The 17,002-nt window shown below is 75.8% G+C and carries 18 protein-coding genes; 15 read left to right on the top strand and 3 right to left on the bottom strand.

The genetic code is table 11. The features are described 5' to 3' along the window. The first annotated feature begins 36 nt into the window (after positions 1-36). Positions 37-1,605 (top strand): hypothetical protein, encoded by a 1,569-nt coding sequence (locus tag LH044_RS09550; protein ID WP_227759799.1) that lies wholly within the window; start codon positions 37-39, stop codon positions 1,603-1,605. 57 nt (positions 1,606-1,662) lie between these two features. Here LH044_RS09550 and LH044_RS09545 read toward each other — a convergent pair whose 3' ends face one another. The 3 genes from LH044_RS09545 to LH044_RS09535 are packed head-to-tail and all read right to left on the bottom strand — an operon-like array spanning position 1,663 to position 4,220. Continuing rightward, positions 1,663-2,430, bottom strand: a complete 768-nt coding sequence (locus LH044_RS09545; protein ID WP_227759798.1) for a DUF2510 domain-containing protein — start codon at positions 2,428-2,430, stop codon at positions 1,663-1,665. Between the two features lie 54 nt (positions 2,431-2,484). Continuing rightward, the gene (locus LH044_RS09540) at positions 2,485-3,258 is read right to left on the bottom strand and encodes an alpha/beta fold hydrolase (RefSeq protein WP_227759797.1); all 774 of its coding nucleotides are present in this window, start codon (positions 3,256-3,258) and stop codon (positions 2,485-2,487) included. 47 nt (positions 3,259-3,305) lie between these two features. Then, positions 3,306-4,220, bottom strand: a complete 915-nt coding sequence (locus LH044_RS09535) for a cation diffusion facilitator family transporter (protein ID WP_227759796.1) — start codon at positions 4,218-4,220, stop codon at positions 3,306-3,308. A gap of 56 nt (positions 4,221-4,276) precedes the next feature. Here LH044_RS09535 and LH044_RS09530 point away from each other — a divergent pair, with 56 nt between their 5' ends. The 14 genes from LH044_RS09530 (at position 4,277) to LH044_RS09465 (ending at position 16,989) form a co-directional block, all read left to right on the top strand. Further along, positions 4,277-5,254, top strand: a complete 978-nt coding sequence (locus LH044_RS09530; RefSeq protein WP_227759795.1) for a mycofactocin-associated electron transfer flavoprotein alpha subunit — start codon at positions 4,277-4,279, stop codon at positions 5,252-5,254. After that, positions 5,247-6,545 (top strand): FAD-dependent oxidoreductase, encoded by a 1,299-nt coding sequence (locus LH044_RS09525; protein WP_227759794.1) that lies wholly within the window; start codon positions 5,247-5,249, stop codon positions 6,543-6,545. Before LH044_RS09530 ends, LH044_RS09525 begins: the two co-directional genes overlap by 8 nt. 46 nt (positions 6,546-6,591) lie before the next feature. After that, the gene (locus tag LH044_RS09520; RefSeq protein ID WP_227759793.1) at positions 6,592-6,891 is read left to right on the top strand and encodes a ferredoxin family protein; all 300 of its coding nucleotides are present in this window, start codon (positions 6,592-6,594) and stop codon (positions 6,889-6,891) included. Further along, the gene (locus LH044_RS09515; RefSeq protein WP_227759792.1) at positions 6,891-7,784 is read left to right on the top strand and encodes a mycofactocin-associated electron transfer flavoprotein beta subunit; all 894 of its coding nucleotides are present in this window, start codon (positions 6,891-6,893) and stop codon (positions 7,782-7,784) included. Before LH044_RS09520 ends, LH044_RS09515 begins: the two co-directional genes overlap by 1 nt. Positions 7,785-7,795: 11 nt before the next feature. Continuing rightward, positions 7,796-8,518 carry a mycofactocin biosynthesis peptidyl-dipeptidase MftE gene (gene mftE, locus LH044_RS09510; protein WP_227759791.1) on the top strand — a complete coding sequence of 241 codons (723 nt, stop codon included), beginning with the start codon at positions 7,796-7,798 and terminating at the stop codon, positions 8,516-8,518. After that, positions 8,515-9,324 carry a mycofactocin-coupled SDR family oxidoreductase gene (locus LH044_RS09505; protein ID WP_227759790.1) on the top strand — a complete coding sequence of 270 codons (810 nt, stop codon included), beginning with the start codon at positions 8,515-8,517 and terminating at the stop codon, positions 9,322-9,324. The genes mftE and LH044_RS09505 overlap by 4 nt, the downstream gene beginning before the upstream one ends. Before the next feature lie 10 nt (positions 9,325-9,334). Further along, a complete protein-coding gene (gene mftF / locus LH044_RS09500) occupies positions 9,335-10,762 on the top strand; it encodes a mycofactocin biosynthesis glycosyltransferase MftF (RefSeq protein ID WP_227759789.1) in 1,428 nt (475 codons plus the stop codon). Positions 10,763-10,876: 114 nt separating this feature from the next. Further along, entirely contained in the window at positions 10,877-11,800 is a 924-nt protein-coding gene (locus LH044_RS09495) for a hypothetical protein (protein ID WP_374210607.1), read from the top strand. 78 nt (positions 11,801-11,878) lie between these two features. Further along, a complete protein-coding gene (locus tag LH044_RS09490; RefSeq protein ID WP_227759787.1) occupies positions 11,879-12,565 on the top strand; it encodes a type 1 glutamine amidotransferase in 687 nt (228 codons plus the stop codon). Positions 12,566-12,737: 172 nt separating this feature from the next. Beyond that, positions 12,738-13,139: a Zn-ribbon domain-containing OB-fold protein gene (locus LH044_RS09485; RefSeq protein WP_227759786.1), complete on the top strand. Its 402-nt coding sequence runs from the start codon at positions 12,738-12,740 to the stop codon at positions 13,137-13,139. Further along, positions 13,136-13,711, top strand: coding sequence for a Zn-ribbon domain-containing OB-fold protein (locus LH044_RS09480; protein ID WP_227759785.1), 576 nt, complete (start codon positions 13,136-13,138; stop codon positions 13,709-13,711). The genes LH044_RS09485 and LH044_RS09480 overlap by 4 nt, the downstream gene beginning before the upstream one ends. After that, a complete protein-coding gene (locus LH044_RS09475; RefSeq protein WP_227759784.1) occupies positions 13,711-14,769 on the top strand; it encodes a thiolase family protein in 1,059 nt (352 codons plus the stop codon). Before LH044_RS09480 ends, LH044_RS09475 begins: the two co-directional genes overlap by 1 nt. Continuing rightward, positions 14,769-15,941 (top strand): thiolase family protein, encoded by a 1,173-nt coding sequence (locus LH044_RS09470; protein WP_227759783.1) that lies wholly within the window; start codon positions 14,769-14,771, stop codon positions 15,939-15,941. Before LH044_RS09475 ends, LH044_RS09470 begins: the two co-directional genes overlap by 1 nt. Positions 15,942-16,035: 94 nt before the next feature. Continuing rightward, the gene (locus LH044_RS09465) at positions 16,036-16,989 is read left to right on the top strand and encodes a hypothetical protein (RefSeq protein ID WP_227759782.1); all 954 of its coding nucleotides are present in this window, start codon (positions 16,036-16,038) and stop codon (positions 16,987-16,989) included. The last annotated feature ends 13 nt before the right edge of the window (positions 16,990-17,002 follow it).

Below are 17,002 nucleotides of genomic sequence, written 5' to 3'. Positions count from 1 at the left end.
CACCCGGTGGCCGGTGCCGTGTGGGATGCTCCCGCGGTGACCGACGACCGCCACGGCGAGCCCGCCGATCGCTCGGGCATCGGGTGGCTGGCCGGCTCGTGGTGGGCGCTCGCGGTCGTCGTGCTCGCGGTCTACGTCCTCAGCCCGGTCCGCGACGCGACCCAGCACGACCCCGCGTTCGCCCCGCTCACCGCCCACGCCCTGGTCCATGACCGCGACGTGGCGCTCGACGGCTTCGGTGCGGCGCGCCTCGTCGGCCACCCGGTCGTGCTCACCGACGGTTCGCTCGACGCGGGCACCGTCGTCGAGCGGGTCGGCGGGCCGGGCTGGGCGGAGCTCGAGGCGGCCGTCGCCGATCCCGACGTGGACGTGCGCGACTACTTCCCGTGGACCAGCGCGCTCCTGGCCGTGCCGGCGGTGGTCGTCGCCGACACCGTGGCGGCGATCACCGGCGGGGCCGACAGCGGCGAGCTGCTCGCGGACGGCGACCTCACCGTCCTGCACACCGCATCGGCGTCCATGGTCGTGGTCGGCGCGGTGCTGGCCATCCGGGCGGCGGCGGTGGCCCTCCTCACCGGATCGCGGCGGCGTCGCCGGCTGCTGGCGAACGCATCCGCGCTGGTGTTCGCGCTCGGCACCTCGGCGTGGTCCACGGCGAGCCGCGCGCTGTGGCAGCACACGCCGTCGCTGCTCCTGTCGAGCCTGGCGCTGTGGTGCGCCGTCCGGGTGGCGCTCGACGACCCGGCCACCGGCGCGCCGGCGCCGGCCGGCTCGCGGCGGCCACGGATCGACCCGTGGGTGGTCGGCCTGGGCGCCGCCGCGGTCGGGGCCACGATCGCCCGGCCGACCAACCTGGCGTTCGCGGTGGTCGTCGTCGGGTGGGCGCTGCTGCGGCGGCGGGAGGAGCTGGCGCCGACGCTGCTGTCCGCCGCGCTCGGCGCGGTCGCGGTCGTCGCCGCGTTCGTGCTCGTCAGCTGGGCGCTGCTCGGCCGGGCCGTGCCCGAGTACTACGCCGCCGGCCGGCTGCGGTTCGGCGGCTGGTTCGCCGAGGCGGTCGCCGCCAACTGGGTGAGCCCGAGCAGGGGACTGCTCCTGGCGTCGCCGGTGCTCGTGCTGGCCGTGCCCGGCACGGTCGTCGCGTGGCGGGACCGCGGCCGGCCCGGGGTCCGGTCGCTGTCGGTCGCCCTCTGGGTCGCGGTCGCAGCGGTGACGGTGTCGGTGTCGGCGTTCCCGCAGTGGTGGGCCGGCCACAGCTTCGGACCCAGGTTCATGACCGAGGCCGTGCCGCTGCTGGTCGTCCTCTCGCTGCCGGCGGTGGATCGCGTGGTGGCGCCGGAGCGCTGGCGGTCGGGCGCGGCGCACCCGGGCCGGGCCCGCGCGGCGCTGGCCGCGGTCGTCGTGCTCGCGCTGTGGTCGGTCGCCTTCCACGCGGTCGGGTCGGTCGCCGGCGTGACCGGGTGCTGGAACCGCTACCCCGACGACGTCGACGACGATCCCGGCCGGGTCTGGTCGGTCGCGGACGCCCAGGTCCTCGAGCCGGTGCACCGCGTGCTCGACGGCGACCGCCGGGCGGCGCAGGACGCGACCTGCGTCGGCGCGGCCTGACCGGTCGGTCGACCCCTGCGGGACCCGGCGTGCCCCGACCCGGCGGGCGCGCGGGCGTCAGGCGACCCACTCGCGGAGGACGTGCTCCCACCCGAGCGCCAGCGCGTTGACCCCACGGCCGGTGACCGGGTCGGCGACGGCGATCTGCTCCGAGACGAGCACCGGGTCCCAGCCCACGCGACGCCCGATCTGGCGCCGGACCTTCAGCGGTGGCGGGACGAGCCGGCCGACGGTGCTCCCCGCAGCGTCTGCGACCGCCACCTCGCCGACGGAGTAGGTCGCGTGCGCGACGGTCATGCCGTCGACGGTTGCCACCAGTCGCTGCACGCCGGCGCCCTCGGTGAGGATCGTCGCCACCTCGTGCCCGGCGCCGTCGCGGAGGCGGGCGACGGCGGCCGGCCGGTCCGGGGTCACCGACACCACGCCGCCGCCGGCCCGGTGGAGCACGTAGGACCGTTCGTTCGGCGTCGGGCCCGACACCTCGAGCGCGAACGTCCCGAGCCAGGTCCCCGTGCCGTCGTGCACCGACCACGTCGGGTGGAGGTCGACCAGGCCGCTGCGCCGGTGCCAGAGCACGAGCGTCCCGGCGGTCAGGGGGTCGTCGCCGGGGACGGCCGCGGCATGGCAGGCGGCCAGCACCGCAGCGTGGTCCTCGGCCGACGGCTCGGCGAGCGGCCACGCGGGCGCGCCGGGTGTGAGCCCGTCGGGGTCGAAGCTCTGCGCGCCGTCGTCCGCGACGGCGGCGGCCCACGTGCGGCCCGTCCACCACCGCAGCCGGTGCCGGCCGGTCGGGTCGGGGTACCAGCCCTCGCGCGCGTGGCTCACGGTCCGAACGGTAGGCCCGGCCTGCCGTGAGGGGGAACGTGCGTCGGCGGCGCGTCAGGCACGGGTGGCGCCGACCACGAGCTCCGCCACCCGCGCCGGATGCGTGATGGGCGCGAGGTGGCCGGTTCCCAGCTCGACCACCGTGGCCGCCTGCGGCAACCGCCCGACCATCTCGCGCTGGAGGTCCGCGGGGATCGGCCGGTCCTCGAGCGTGAGCAGGTAGGTCACCGGCACGTCGCCGGGCGAGCTGTCGACCACCGCCGACCAGCGCACCGGCTGGAAGTAGTGGTGCACGGTGTCGGGCACGAGGCGGACCGGGTCGACGACGAAGGCCAGGGTCTCGTCGTCGAGCGGCGTGCCACCCGTCGCGGTGCGGAACGGCTCGGGGTCCTCGGGCGGCCCGGGGAGCGTGATCGGCGGGTCGTCGGGGCCGAGCGACGCGGCGAAGGTGCGCAGGCCCTCGGCGTGGCGCGGCTGCATGCAGTCGAGCCCGTCCCCGCCCTCGGGCGGGACCAGCGCGGCGATGAGGACGACGCCGCGCACCCGGGGGGCGAGCCCGGCGACGACGCCCGGCACGACCAGGCCGCCGGACGAGTGGGCGACGAGCACGATCGGCCCGTCGGGTGCGGCCGCCTGCACGTCGGCCACGACCGAGCCCACCTCGTCGTCGACGGTGATCGTGCCGAGATCAGCGGGGCGGTCGCCCCGGCCGGGCAGGTCGACGGCCAGCGTCCGGGCGCCCGGGTCGAGGTCCTGCAGGAGCGGCACCAGCCGGTCCCAGAACCGGCCGGTCGAGCCGCCGCCGTGCACCAGCACGTAGGTCGTCACGACGAGTGCTTACCAGCCGGCTGCCGACCGGGCGTCCGGGGCCCGGCTCACCAGTCGAGCTCGTCGCAGCCGGTGTGCCCCTCGGGCTCGACCTGCAGGGTGGCGTGGTGGATGCCGTGACCGTCGGCGAGCACTACCCGGGCCCGGTCGAGCACGGCGGAGTGGTCGGCGGCATCGGTGACGACGACGTGCGCGGACAGCACCTCCATGTCGGAGGTCAGGGTCCAGACGTGGAGGTCGTGGACGCCGACCACGTCGGGGATGGCCCGGAGTCCGGACGTCACGGCGGCGAGGTCGACCTCGGGCGGCGCGGCCTGGACGAGGACGCGCAGCGCGCCGGCCGCGAGCCGGATCGAGCGCGGGACGATCGACACCGCGATCGCCAAGCCGATCCAGGCGTCGACCACGGTCGCGCCGGTCACCACGATGATCGCCCCGCCGGCGACGACGCCGACCGAGCCCACCGCGTCGGCCAGCACCTCGAGCCGGGCGCCCTCCGCGGCGAGCGACCCGCCGTCGGACAGGAGCCGGAGTGCGACGACGTTGGTCGCCAGGCCGACCGCGCCGACGACCAGCACGGGCCACCCGGGCACGTCGGGCGGGTCCTCGATCCGTCCGACCGCCTCGTACGCCGCCCACATCGCGACCCCGAGCAGCAGCACCGCGTTCGCCAGGGCCGAGAGGACCTCGAGGCGGAAGAGGCCGAACGTGCGCTCCGGGCGTCGGGACCGGGTGGCCAGCACCACCGCGCCGAGCGCCAGCGCGATGCCGACGGCATCGGTCAGGACGTGCGCCGAGTCGGCCAGCAGCGCGAGCGACCCGGTGGCGAACCCGACGAGCAGCTGGACGACGAAGGTGACGAGGCTCAGGGCGAGGGCCAGTGCGAGCGGTCGCCTGGCCGCCCCGCCGCTGCGGGCCAGCGCAGTTCCGTGCGCGTGGTCGTGCGGCTCGCCGGTTCCCATCGGTTCCCATTGTGCCAACTCCCGGTCCCGGGGGTGTGCGGGCTACCTTCGCTCCGATGAGCGGCACCCCGGTCGGAGGACCCACGTCCGCCCGGTCCGCGGTCGCCGTGGTCCCGGTGCGGGACGGCGTGCTGCCCTCCGGCGCGACCGACGCCGTGCGGGCGGCCGGCGGCTCCGTCGTGCTGGTCGGCGCCGACGCCGCGGCCGCGGTGCCGGCGATGGTCGGGCTCGCGACGTCGGTCGCCGTCTGGGACACGCCCGGGTTCGCCCCCGGCGCCTGGGCCGCCGCGCTGTCGCCGGTGGTCGAGCTCCACGACGTCGTCGTCCTGCCCTCCTCGCCCGACGGGCGCGACCTCGCCCCGCGCCTCGCCGCCCAACTCGGTCGTCCGGTGCTGGCCGGCGCCGTGTCGGTCCGTGGCGACGTCGTGTCGACCGCGTGCCTCGGCGGCTCGGTGCTGGCCGACCACCTGATCACCGGCCCGGTGGTCGTCACGTTCCAACCGGGCCTGGGCCACGCATCGGCGGCCGAGGGGGAGGAGCCGGCGGTCGAGGTGCTCGACCTCGACGGCGGGCCGCTCGCGACCGGCGGCGCCCCGGCGGCCGACGCCACCGTGGTCGAGGTGCTGCCGCCCGACGTGACGACGATGGACCTCGCCGAGGCCCATCGGATCCTCGGCGGGGGTGCGGGGCTCGACTCGTCGGAGCGCTTCGACGAGCTCACCCGCGTGGCCACGGCGCTCGGCGGCTCGATGGGCGCGACCCGCGTCATCACCGACCGCGGCTGGGTGCCCCACGTGCGCCAGATCGGCACGACCGGCGTCGTCGTGGACCCCGACCTCTACCTGGCGTTCGGCATCTCCGGCGCCGTGCAGCACACGGCCGGGCTGGGCGACCCGGACCACATCATCAGCGTCAACACCGACCCGCACTGCCCGATGATGGGCATGGCCGACCTGGCCGTGGTCGCCGACGCCAACGCCACGCTCGACGAGCTGCTCGTCCGGCTGCCGAACGGGAGCGCGGGCGGTGCCTGACTTCGACGCCATCGTCGTCGGCGCCGGGCCGGCGGGCTCGGCCGCGGCGATCGAGCTGGCCCGCGCCGGTCGGTCGGTGTGCCTCGTCGAGCGCGGGCCGTTCCCCGGCTCGAAGAACATGTACGGCGGGGTCGTCTACGGGCGGATCCTCGACGAGATCATCCCCGAGTGGTGGACCGAGGCGCCGATCCAGCGCTGGGTGACCCGTCGGGCGACGATGATCGTCACCGGCCACCAGGCCCTGACCGTCGACTACCGCACCGAGGCCTGGGGCGAACCGCCCTACAACGGCGCCACCGCATACCGGCCCGACTTCGACTCGTGGCTCGCGGGGCACGCCACCGCCGCCGGCGCCACGCTCGTGACGTCGACCACCGTCACCGGGCTCCTGACGGAGGGCGGTCGCGTCGTCGGTGTGCGGACCGATCGTCCCGACGGCGACCTGACCGCGCACGTGGTCATCGCCTGCGACGGCGTGAACTCGTTCGTCGCCAAGGAGGCCGGGCTCTACGGACCGGTCGACGCCGCGAACTACACGGTCGGCGTGAAGGAGACGATCGCCCTGCCGCGCGAGGTCATCGACGAGCGGTTCGGCGTCCGGGGCGACCAGGGCGTCGACTACGAGATCATCGGCTGCACCGGCGACGTCCCCGGCGGCGGCTTCATCTACACGAACGCCGACACGCTGGCGGTCGGGCTCGTGCTGTCGCTCCCGGCCCTCGCAGCCGGCGGCACCCGGCCCGAGGAGCTGCTGCGCCGGATGAAGGCCCACCCGGCGATCGCCCCGCTGGTCGAGGGTGGCGAGGTGAAGGAGTACTCCGCCCACGTCATCCCCGAGGCCGGCTTCGACATGATGCCGGAGATGGTCGGCGACGGGATCCTGGTGGCCGGCGACGCCGCCGCGATGTGCCTGGCCGCGGGGATCTGGCTCGAGGGCGTCAACTTCGCGATCGGGTCCGGCTCGGCTGCCGGCAAGGCGGCGGCCCGGGCGATCAAGCGGGGCGACACCTCGGCCGCGGGGCTCGACAGCTACCGGACGCGGATCGAGGCGACGTTCGTCATGAAGGACCACCGCAAGCTGCGCGACGCACCGCACCTGGTGATGTCCGAGCTGGCCCAGCAGCGGCTGCCCGCGATCGCCTGCGGTGTGGCCGAGCGGATGTTCCGCGTCGACAACCCGCAGCCCAAGCCCGGGCTGCGCCGGATCCTCCGCACCGAGATGAAGGCCAACGGCGTCCGGCTCCGCGATGCCGTCTCGCAGGGGTGGCGGGCCCTCAAGACGTTCGGATGACCGGCACGACCGGGGTGAGCACCGCAGCGCAGGGGAGCGCGACACCATGAGCAGCACGTATCCCGAGATCGGCTTCGAGCACCGCATGTCGACGGTGGAGTTCCGCATCGACGACGACCGCGCCCACATCACCGTCGACGACACGAAGTGCCGGGACTGCTCGGTGCGCGGGTGCATCACCGCGTGCCCGGCCGACCTCTTCGTCCCGACCGCCGACGGCGGGATCCTCTTCAACTACGAGCAGTGCTTCGAGTGCGGGACCTGCTACCTCGTGTGCAACGAGGAGGGGGCGATCACCTGGACCTACCCCGAGGGCGGCCACGGCGTCGTCTTCCACTCGTCCTGATGCTCGTCGCCGCGTGCACCAAGTGGGTCGACCTCCGGCCCGAGGTCGACCCCGTCCACGGGACGGTCGTCGCCACCGGTCGGGGCGGCGGGTTCTCCGCCGCCGACCACTCGGCCGTCGAGGTCGCGCTGCGGCTCGCCGACGCGTGGGACGGCGAGGTCGTCGTCATCTGCGCCGGACCGGTCGAGGCCGAGGACGGCCTGCGCGAGCTCCTCGCCGCGGGTGCCTCCCGAGCCGTGCGCATCGACGTCGGCGACGCCCACGGCGACGAGCTGGGCGTGCACACCGGCGAGGGAGCGGCGGCCCAGCTGGGTCCCGTGCTGCGCGAGCTCCGGGCCGAGGTCGTCGTCTGCGGCGACGTCAGCACCGACCTCGGGTCCGGCACCGTGCCGGCCTACCTGGCCCACCACCTCGACGCCGCCCAGGCGCTCGGGCTGCTCTCGGTCGAGGTCGGGGAGCGAGGCCGCGTGCGTGCGGTCCGGCGCCTCGACGGCGGGCGCCGCGAGGTGCTCGACGTCGCCGCCCCGGCGGTGCTCTCGGTCGAGGGCGCCGTGGCCGAGCTGCGCCGGGCGCCGCTGTCGGCCGCCCTCGCGGCACGCGACGCCGCCGTCGACGTCCGCATGGCCCGCCCCGCTCGCGCCGGGGACCCGCCCCGCCTGCGACCGTGGCGCCCACCGGCCCGCGCCGTCGCGCCGCCCGCGGGGGAGCACGCGCTCGACCGCGTCGTGCAGCTCACGGGGGCGCTCGTCGACCGGACGCCGCCCCGCACCCTCGAGCTCGAGCCCGCCGCGGCGGCCGAGGCGATCCTCGAGCAGCTCCGGACCTGGGGCTACCTCGTGCCGACCCCGGACGCCGGCGGCGCGGGCGACCGCGTCGACGCCGTCGACGGCTGAGGTCCGCCGCGATGGCACCGGCCGTGCGGTTGAGCGGGTCCACCTGGCCCGACCTGGCCGGTGACCGCCGGGACGTCCTCGTGGTGCCGCTCGGCAGCTGCGAGCAGCACGGGCCGCACCTCCCGTTCGACACCGACACCCGCATCGCCGAGCACCTGTCCGCCGCGCTCGCCGAGCGCGTGGACGGCCTCGTGGTCGCGCCGTCCATCGGCATCGGCGCCTCGGGGGAGCACGAGAGCTTCCCGGGGACGCTGTCGATCGGGACGGTGGCGCTCGAGGCGGTCCTGGTGGAGCTCGTGCGCTCGGCGCTGCCGCCGCCCGGCTCGCCGCGGCCGCGACCGTTCGGCGGCGTCGTGCTCGTGAACGGCCACGGCGGCAACGTCGAGGCGACCGGGCGCGCCGCCGCGCTGCTCTCGGACGAGGGCCGCGACGTGCTCGTCTGGCACCCCCGCGTCCCCGACGGCGACTCCCACGCAGGCCGGACCGAGACCTCCTTGCTGCTGCACCTGGACCCCGCCGCCGTCCGGATCGACCGGGCCCAGCCGGGCTCGACGGCCCGGTGGCGCGAGATCGGCGACGTCGTGGTCGCGCAGGGGCTCGCGGCCGTGACGGCGAACGGCGTGCTCGGCGACCCCACGACCGCGACCGCCGCCGAGGGCGAGGCGGTGTTCGTCGCGCTGGTCGACGCGCTGTGCGCGTCGGTCGAGGCGTGGCGGGACACACTGGGGCGGTGACCATCGAGACGAACGGGACGGCCCTCGTGACCGGCGCGGCGCGCGGCATCGGGGCCGCCGTCGCGGCCCGGCTGGCGGCCGACGGGTTCCGGGTCGCGTGCGCGGACGTCTGCTCCGGCGACGACGAGCTCGACCGCGGCGTGCTGGCGTACCCGCTCGCGACCCGCGCCGACCTCGACGGCACCGTCGAGGCGATCGCCGCCGCCGGCGGCCGCGCCAAGGGGATCGAGCTCGACGTGCGCGACGCAGGCGCCGTGCGCGCCGCGGTCGCCGGCATCGACGACCTCCACGCCGTCGTGAGCGCGGCGGGGGTCGTGTGGGGCGGCGCCCCGCTGTGGTCGACCCCCGAGTCCGCGTGGCAGGCGGTGCTCGACGTCAACGTGACCGGGACGTTCCACGTGCTCGCCGCCGCGGTGCCGGCGATCGGCTCCGGTCCGCACGCCGGTCGCGGCCGGCTCGTCGCCGTGGCATCGGCGGGGGCCACCCGGGGCCTGCCGCAGATGGCCGCGTACGCGGCGTCGAAGCACGCCGTCGTCGGGCTGGTGCGGTCGCTCGCCGGTGAGCTCGCGGGGAGCGGGACGACGGTCAACGCCGTCGCCCCGGGGTCGACCCGGACGCGCATCCTCGAGGCCTCGGCCGACGTCTACGGGCTGGCCGACGTGGAGGGCTTCGGCGTCCACCACACCACCGGCCGGCTGCTCGACCCGACCGAGGTCGCCGACGCGGTCGCCTGGCTGTGCTCCGAGGGCGCCGGTTCGGTCACGGGGTCGGTGGTCGCCGTCGACGGCGGCATGACCGCCGTCTGACGGGGGTCGCGTGCGGTTCCGCCCCGATGGCTCGCTCCGCCGGACCGGCGGGGGTCGCGTCGTGTTCGGCGGGTCGCCGTTGCGCATGTGGCGGCTGACCCCGGCCGGGGCGGCGCTGGTCGACCGGGCGGTGCTCGGCGAGGACCTCGACGTGACGGCACCGGCCGTGGGCGCGCTGGTCGACCGGCTCGTCGACGCCGGGGCGCTGCACCCGGAGCCGCGGCCGGGCGCACCCGGTGCCCCCGACCCGGCGGAGGTGACCGTGGTCGTCCCGGTCCGCGACCGCGTGGCGGGCCTGGCCCGGCTGCTCGACTCGCTCGAGCCCGACCGGCGCGACGGCGTGCAGGTCGTGGTGGTCGACGACGGCAGCGCCGACGCCGCGGGCCACGCCCTGGTCGCGGCATCCCACGGAGCGACCCTCGTCCGGCGCGGCCGATCGGGTGGCCCGGCGGCGGCGCGGGAGGCCGGCATCGCCGTCGCCACCACCGCGGTGGTCGCCGTCGTCGACAGCGACTGCGTCGTCACCGACGGCTGGCTCCGGCCGCTGCTCGCCCACCTCGCCGACGAGCGGGTCGCCGCCGCGGCGCCCCGGATCGCCACCGCCGGCGGGACCGGCGCACTGGCGCGCTACGACGCCCTGCGGTCGCCGCTCGACCTCGGTGGCGAGCCGGCCCGTGTGAGCCCAGGGACGAGGGTGTCGTACGTGCCGTCCGCCGCGCTCGTGCTCCGGCGCGACGCGCACGCTGCCGTCGGCGGCTTCGACCCGGAGCTGCAGGTCGGGGAGGACGTCGACCTGGTGTGGCGGCTCGTCGGCTCCGGACGGACGGTCCGGTACGAGCCGGCCTCGGTCGTCGAGCACGGACCTCGCCCCGACCTCGCGGGCTGGCTCGGTCAGCGGTTCGCCTACGGGGGCTCGGCGGCCCTGCTGGACCGGCGCCACCCGTGGCAGGTCGCCCCCGTGCGGTGCTCGCCGTGGAGCGCCGGCGGCTGGGTCGCCGTGGCGGCGGGTCACCCCGTCCTCGGCGCCGCGGTCCTCGCCGGGAGCGCGGCGGCGCTGCCCCGCCGGCTCGGCAGCCCGGCCTCGGGGGTCCCGACCGCCGACGCCCTCCGGTTGGCGGCGCTCGGCCACCTCGGGGCGGGACAGCAGCTCGCCCGGGCGGTCGTGCGGGCGTGGTGGCCCGCCGCCCTGCCCGCCGCGCTGGTCTCCCGCCGGGTGCGCCGGGTGGTCGCGGCCTCGGTCGCCTCGGTCGCCGTCGCCGCGGCCGTGCAGGCCCGGCGACGGGACCCGTCGCTCGGCCCCGCCTCGCTGGCGTCGGTGGCCGGGCTCGCCGTGCTCGACGACGCCGCCTACGGCGCCGGCGTGTGGGCCGGCTGCGCCCGGGCCGGATCCGGTCGGGCGCTGCTCCCCGTGCTGCCGCAGCGCGCCCACCGGCTCTGACCGGCGCTCAAGTCGCGCGCGGCCTCCGGTCGATGCACGGGCGTGACCGCGCACGCCAGCTCCCGACGGACCCACCGCCGCACGACGCTCGTCGGCGCTGCGCTGTGCGCGGCCCTGGCCGTCGCCTGCGCGCCCGCCGGGACCGGGTCCCCGGGGACCGCCCGGCCGTCGAGCCCCACGATCGGCCCGTGCCCGCTGCTACCGGCCGACAGCGTGTGGCACGCCGACGTGTCGGGCCTGCCGGTGCACCCGAGCAGCGGCGACTGGCGCACCACGATCGGCCTCACCCGCGGGCTCAAGGCCGACTTCGGCGCCGGGCTCTGGGAGGGAGGACCGATCGGCATCCCGTTCACCCGCGTCGGTGCCGGTCAGCCGGGCGTGCCGATCACGTTCGACTACGACGACGAGAGCGACCCCGGCCCCTACCCCGTGCCGGCCGACGCACCGGTCGAGCACGGCAGCGACCACCACGTCATCGTCGTCGACGACGCCTCGTGCCGCCTGTACGAGCTGTTCGACGCCACCCGCCGCGCCGACGGCAGCTGGAGCGCCGGCTCGGGCGCGACCTGGGACCTGCGCTCGAACGCCCTGCGCCCGGCCGGGTGGACCTCTGCCGACGCCGCCGGGCTGCCGATCCTGCCCGGCCTCGTCCGGTACGAGGAGGTCGCGGCCGGCCGCATCGACCACGCCATCCGCTTCACCGCACCCGTGACGCAGCGCTCGTACGTCTGGCCGGCCCGGCACCAGGCCGGCTCCACGAACGCCGCCTCGGCGCCGCCCATGGGGGCCCGGTTCCGGCTGCGGGCCGACTTCGACACCTCCCGGCTCGGTCCGCAGGCCCGGGTCGTGGCCGAGGCGCTGAAGGTCCACGGCATGGTGCTCGCCGACAACGGGTCGGCCTGGTACCTGTCGGGCGCCCCGGACGAGCGGTGGAGCAACGACGACCTCCGGACGCTCGGCTCGATCACCGGCGCCGACCTCGTGGCGGTGGACACCGCGCCGCTGCGCGTCGCCCCCGACTCCGGCCAGGCGCGCTGAGTCGGCGCCGCCGCGCTCGTCCGCTCGCATCGTCGCGTCCTCTCTCCCCCGGGAGCGGGCGCGCGAGAGTGTGGCCCCGTGCGCGTGCTGTTCGTCCACCACGATGCGAACTCGGGCGACGGCCACGTCGGTCGGGCGTTCTCGGCGCTCGGCGCGGACGTCGTCGTCCACCAGGTGTGCACCGGACCGGGGAGCCCCGTCGGCTCGCCCGACCTCCCCGACCCGACGGCGTTCGACCGGGTCGTGCTGTTCGGCTCCCGGTGGTCGGTCGACGACCCCGCCGTCGCCCACTGGGTCGAGCCCGAGCTCGAGATGCTCCGGTCCGCCGACCGCGCCGGCGTCCCGGTCATGGGCCTCTGCTTCGGAGGCCAGATCCTGGCGACCGCGCTCGGCGGATCGGTCGGCCGGACCGCCCACCCCGAGGTCGGGTGGTGCCGGGTCGACGTGGCTCCCGAGGGGGAGGCGGCCGGGATCGAACCCGGGCCGTGGCTGCAGTGGCACTTCGACGCGTTCACCGTCCCACCGGGGGCGACCGAGCTGGCTCGCAGCATCGCCGGCCCCCAGGCCTTCGCGGCCGGACCGCACCTGGGCCTGCAGTTCCACCCCGAGGCGGATCGCGCCGTCCTCGAGGGGTGGATCGTCGACGACCTCGACCAGCTCGTCGACGCCGGGCACGACGCGGCGTCGCTGATGGACGAGGCGGACGCCCACCACGTCGACGCCGCCGAGCGGGCCGCTCGCCTCGTGCGGCGCTTCGCCGGCTGAGCCCGGCGGGGCGGACTCGCAGCAAACTGGAACGTGTTCTAGTCTGCCGCCCGGCGTCCCCCGGCCCGCCGGGGGACCTCATCCGTTCCACCACCTCGGGGGGTCAGAAGTGAACGATTCCCAAGCGGGGGGAGATCTCCTCCACGCCCCGCTGACCATCGAGTACGGGTTCATGCGCACCACCGGACCCGTGATCGGTGCCTTCCTCACCGGTCTGCGCGACCGGCGCGTGCTCGGCATCAAGGGCGCCGACGGCACGGTCGTCTGCCCGCCCGTCGAGTACGACCCGATCACCGGCGTCCCCCTCACCGACATGGTCGAGGTGGGCACCGAGGGCACGGTCAGGTCGTGGAGCTGGGTCGGCACGGTGCGCGAGAACCAGCCGCTCGACACGCCCCACGCCCTCGCCCTGATCCAGCTCGACGGCGCCGACACCTCGCTCCTGCACGTCGTCGACGCCCCGGGCCCCGACGCCCTGAGCACGGGCGCCCGCGTGCGCATCCGCTGGGCCGACGAGACCGAGGGCGTCATCACCGACATCGCCTGCTTCGAGCTGGTCGGAGGTGCGGCATGAGCACGCCCGACGTCGACCGCACCATCTCGACCCTGCCCGACGGCCTCTGGTCGCAGCCCGAGCCGAGCGTCCCCGACCTCGGCGTCGACGAGCCGGTGCAGCGCCTCCGCATGCCGGCCGCGATGGTCTACGACTACACGCCCGGCCTGGCCCAGACCCGCTTCCTGCGGGGCCTGCAGCAGAAGAAGTTCCTGGGCGAGCGCTGCCCGACCACCGGCGAGGTCTACATCCCGCCCCGCGGCGTGTCGCCGGTGTCCGGCCTGCCCACGACCGAGCAGGTCGAGGTCGGTCCCAAGGCCACCATCACCTCGTTCTGCGTCGTCCACATCGGCTTCGGCGTCAACGCGCCGCCGACGCCGTTCGTGTCGGCCCTCTTCCTGCCCGACGGCGCCTCGGTGTCGCTCTACGGGACGATGGGCGAGGTCGACTACGACAAGGTCCGCATCGGCATGCGGGTCGAGCCGGTCTGGGTCGACGACGACCAGCTGACCACCTCCATGGAGAACATCTCGCACTGGCGGCCGATCGACGAGCCCGACGTGCCCGCCGAGCAGCTGAAGGGACACATGTGATGGCGCCCGCACGAGACGTCGCCGTCGTCGCCACCGCCCAGTCGAAGCACCGGCGGGCCGCGACGGAGCTCAACGAGGTCGAGATGATCCAGCCGGTCATCCGAGAGGTCCTCGACAAGGTCGGTGGGATCGGCGAGATCGACTTCACCTGCTCCGGCAGCTCCGACTACCTCGCCGGCCAGGCCTTCAGCTTCGTGATGACCCTCGACGCCGTCGGCGCCTACCCGCCGATCGTCGAGAGCCACGTGGAGATGGACGGCGCCTGGGCGCTGTACGAGGCCTGGCTGAAGATCCAGGCGGGCCACGCCGACACGGCGCTCGTCTACAGCTACTCCAAGGCGTCGCCGGGCGACCTGCCCAACGTCATGAGCCGGGGCCTCGACCCCTACTACTACGCCCCGCTGTGGCCCGACTCGGTGGCGTTCGCCGGCCTCCAGGCCCGCGCCCTGCTCGACGCCGGCAAGATCACCGCCGAGGAGATGGCGGCGATCGCGCACCGGAGCCGCACCGCGGCCACGTCGAACCCGCGGGCGCAGGTGACGGGCTCGCCGTCGGTCGACGAGCTGCTCGCCGCCCCGTTCGTCTCCGACCCCCTGCGGCTGCACGACCTGCCGCCGATCTCCGACGGCGGCGTGGCCGTCGTGCTGGCGGCCGGCGACAGGGCCCGGGCGTGGAACGACCGACCGGCCTGGATCCGTGGCATCGACCACCGGATCGACAGCCACAACGTCGGCGTGCGCGACCTGACCGTCGCCCCGTCGATCGCCCTCGCCGCCGAGAAGGCCGGGGCCACCGGCTCGTTCGACGTGGCAGAGCTGCACGCGCCGTTCACGTTCCAGGAGAAGATCGTCGCGACGGAGCTCGGCCTGGGCGACGACGTGGAGATCAACCCCTCGGGCGGCGCCCTCGCCGCCAACCCCATGCTGGCGGCGGGCCTGATCCGCATCGCCGAGGTGTCGGACCGGATCTCGGCCGGCACCGCGGGCCGGGGCGTGGCGCACGCCACCGGCGGCCAGCTGCTGCAGCAGAACCTCGTGTGCGTCCTGGAGGGTGAGTGATGGGTGCCAACCGCGTTGCCGTCATCGGCGTCGGTCAGACCAAGTACTCCGCGGTCCGGGGCGACGTGTCGCTGCCGGGCCTGCTCCGGGAGGCGGCCTACCGGGCGCTCGAGGACGCCCAGCTCACGATGGACGACATCGACGCCGTCGTCGTCGGCAAGGCCCCTGACTTCTTCGAGGGCATCATGATGCCCGAGCCGTACCTGGCCGAGGCCCTCGGCGCGGTGGGCAAGCCGCTGTTCCGGGTGCACACCGCCGGCTCGGTGGGCGGGTCGACGGCCATCGTCGCCGCCTCCCACGTCGAGTCGGGCGTGCACGAGCGGGTCCTCACGATCGGCTGGCAGCAGCAGTCGGTCTCCGAGGCCATGTGGGCCCTCTCGTTCCCGATCCCGTTCCAGCAGCAGCTCGTGGCGGGCGCCGGCGGCTACTTCGCCCCGTTCATCCGCGAGTATGTCCGTCGCTCCGGGGCGCCCGACGACATCGGGATCCTGGTGGCGCTCAAGGACCGCCTGAACGCGCTGAAGAACCCGTACGCGCACCTTCACGAGCCCGACATCACGTACGACTCGATCAAGGAGTCGTTCATGCTGTGGGAGCCGATCCGCTACGCGGAGACGTGCCCGAGCTCCGACGGCGCCTTCGCCATGGTGCTCGGCGGCGAGAAGGCCGCCGAGGCGGCGCAGGCCGCCACCGGGACCCCACCGGCGTGGATCCTCGGCACCGCCATGCGCTCGGAGCCGGCGACCGCGTCGGGTCGCGACCAGGTGCGGCCCCAGGCCAGCCTCGAGTGCGCCGCCGACGTCTACCGCCAGGCGGGCATCACGAACCCGCGCGAGCAGATCGACATGGCCGAGATCTACGTGCCGTTCTCCTGGTACGAGCCGATGTGGATGGAGGGCCTGCTCTTCGCCGACGAGGGCGAGGGCTGGAAGATGACCGAGTCGGGCGCCACGTCGATGACGGGCGACCTCCCGGTCAACTGCTCCGGCGGCGTGCTGTCGACCAACCCCATCGGTGCCTCGGGCATGATCCGCTTCGGCGAGGCGGCCATGCAGGTCCGGGGCCAGGCCGGCGACCACCAGGTCGACGGCGCCAAGGTGGCGCTGGGCCACGCCTACGGCGGTGCCGCCCAGTTCTACGCCATGTGGGTCGTCAGCAGCGAGAAGCCCTGATCCCCGCGTCGCACCCGCTCCGTCCGTCGGACTCCCGCCCCACCGGCGTGGTCCGACGGACGGGACGGTGCGAGCACCCCGGTAGCGTGGACCTGTGAGCATCGCTCCGCCCGCCACCGCGCCGCCGGCCACCCGCGCCGGCCGCGGCCTGATCATCACCGGCTCGGTGCTGCTGGCCCTCTCCGTCATCGGCGGGATCGTCGGCCTGGCGCTGGCCGGCGACAGCTTCGACCTCGAGGGCCTCGAGCGCGACGTCGTCATCGACGGCAACGCCGTGCAGTCGATCCCCGGCTCCATCTCGTTCTCGGTCGACGAGCGCCTCGACGGCTCCGAGGACGACACGATGGCGGTGGGCGTCGCCGTCGACGACCGCGCGGTCGGGACGCCCGACTGCACGGTCGAGGGCGCCGACGGGACGCCCGTCCCGCTGCTGGCGGACCCGTTCGACGCCACGCTGCTGAACGGCGACCCGGACTTCACGGTGGTCGGGACCGCCCGACTCGCCCCGGGCGACTACTCGGCGACGTGCCGCTGGCCCGGCGAGCCGTCCCAGTCGCCCATGCTCACGTCGTTCACCGTCGGGCGGACGTTGGACTCCGAGGACCTCAACGGGTTCGTCGGCCCGGTGTTCGGGTTCCTCGGCACCGTGGCCGTGTGCTCGCTGCTCTTCCTGCTCGGCCTCGTCCTGCTGATCGTGGGCCTGGTCCAGCGCAGTCGGGCCCGGCGCCCGCCGACCGGCCCGTACGGGGGCTGGCCGCCGCAGTGGGGACCGCCGTCGGGGTACGGGCCGCCTCCGGGGTACGGCCAGCCCGGGTACGGGCCGCCACCCGGCTACGGCTCACCCGGCTACGGCCAGCCCGGGTACGGCCCGCCTCCGGGGTACGGCCAACCGGGGTACGGCCCGCCTCCCGGGTACGGTCAGCCGGCGCCGCCGGCCCCGGTCCCGCCGGCACCGCCGACGGGCGCGCCACCGACGGGCGCGCCTCCGGCACCGCCGGGTGACGGCCCGGACCTCCCGAGCTGGCCGACCCCGCCCGGGCAGGGCTGACCGGCGACCCCAC

This window comes from Dermatobacter hominis, from assembly GCF_020715685.1.
Classification (GTDB): domain Bacteria; phylum Actinomycetota; class Acidimicrobiia; order Acidimicrobiales; family Microtrichaceae; genus Dermatobacter; species Dermatobacter hominis.
The sequence above is the reverse complement of the archived record's forward strand: the minus strand, read 5'-3'. Positions and strand labels throughout refer to the sequence as shown.

What these genes read in the sequence shown, in the direction of transcription:
- mftE (WP_227759791.1), top strand. Translation starts at nt 7,796, where the DNA reads ATGGCACCGGCCGTGCGGTTGAGCGGGTCCACCTGGCCCGACCTGGCC.
- LH044_RS09535 (WP_227759796.1), bottom strand. Translation starts at nt 4,220, where the DNA reads ATGGGAACCGGCGAGCCGCACGACCACGCGCACGGAACTGCGCTGGCC.
- LH044_RS09480 (WP_227759785.1), top strand. Translation starts at nt 13,136, where the DNA reads ATGAGCACGCCCGACGTCGACCGCACCATCTCGACCCTGCCCGACGGC.
- LH044_RS09530 (WP_227759795.1), top strand. Translation starts at nt 4,277, where the DNA reads ATGAGCGGCACCCCGGTCGGAGGACCCACGTCCGCCCGGTCCGCGGTC.
- LH044_RS09475 (WP_227759784.1), top strand. Translation starts at nt 13,711, where the DNA reads ATGGCGCCCGCACGAGACGTCGCCGTCGTCGCCACCGCCCAGTCGAAG.
- LH044_RS09520 (WP_227759793.1), top strand. Translation starts at nt 6,592, where the DNA reads ATGAGCAGCACGTATCCCGAGATCGGCTTCGAGCACCGCATGTCGACG.
- LH044_RS09485 (WP_227759786.1), top strand. Translation starts at nt 12,738, where the DNA reads ATGCGCACCACCGGACCCGTGATCGGTGCCTTCCTCACCGGTCTGCGC.
- LH044_RS09470 (WP_227759783.1), top strand. Translation starts at nt 14,769, where the DNA reads ATGGGTGCCAACCGCGTTGCCGTCATCGGCGTCGGTCAGACCAAGTAC.
- LH044_RS09515 (WP_227759792.1), top strand. Translation starts at nt 6,891, where the DNA reads ATGCTCGTCGCCGCGTGCACCAAGTGGGTCGACCTCCGGCCCGAGGTC.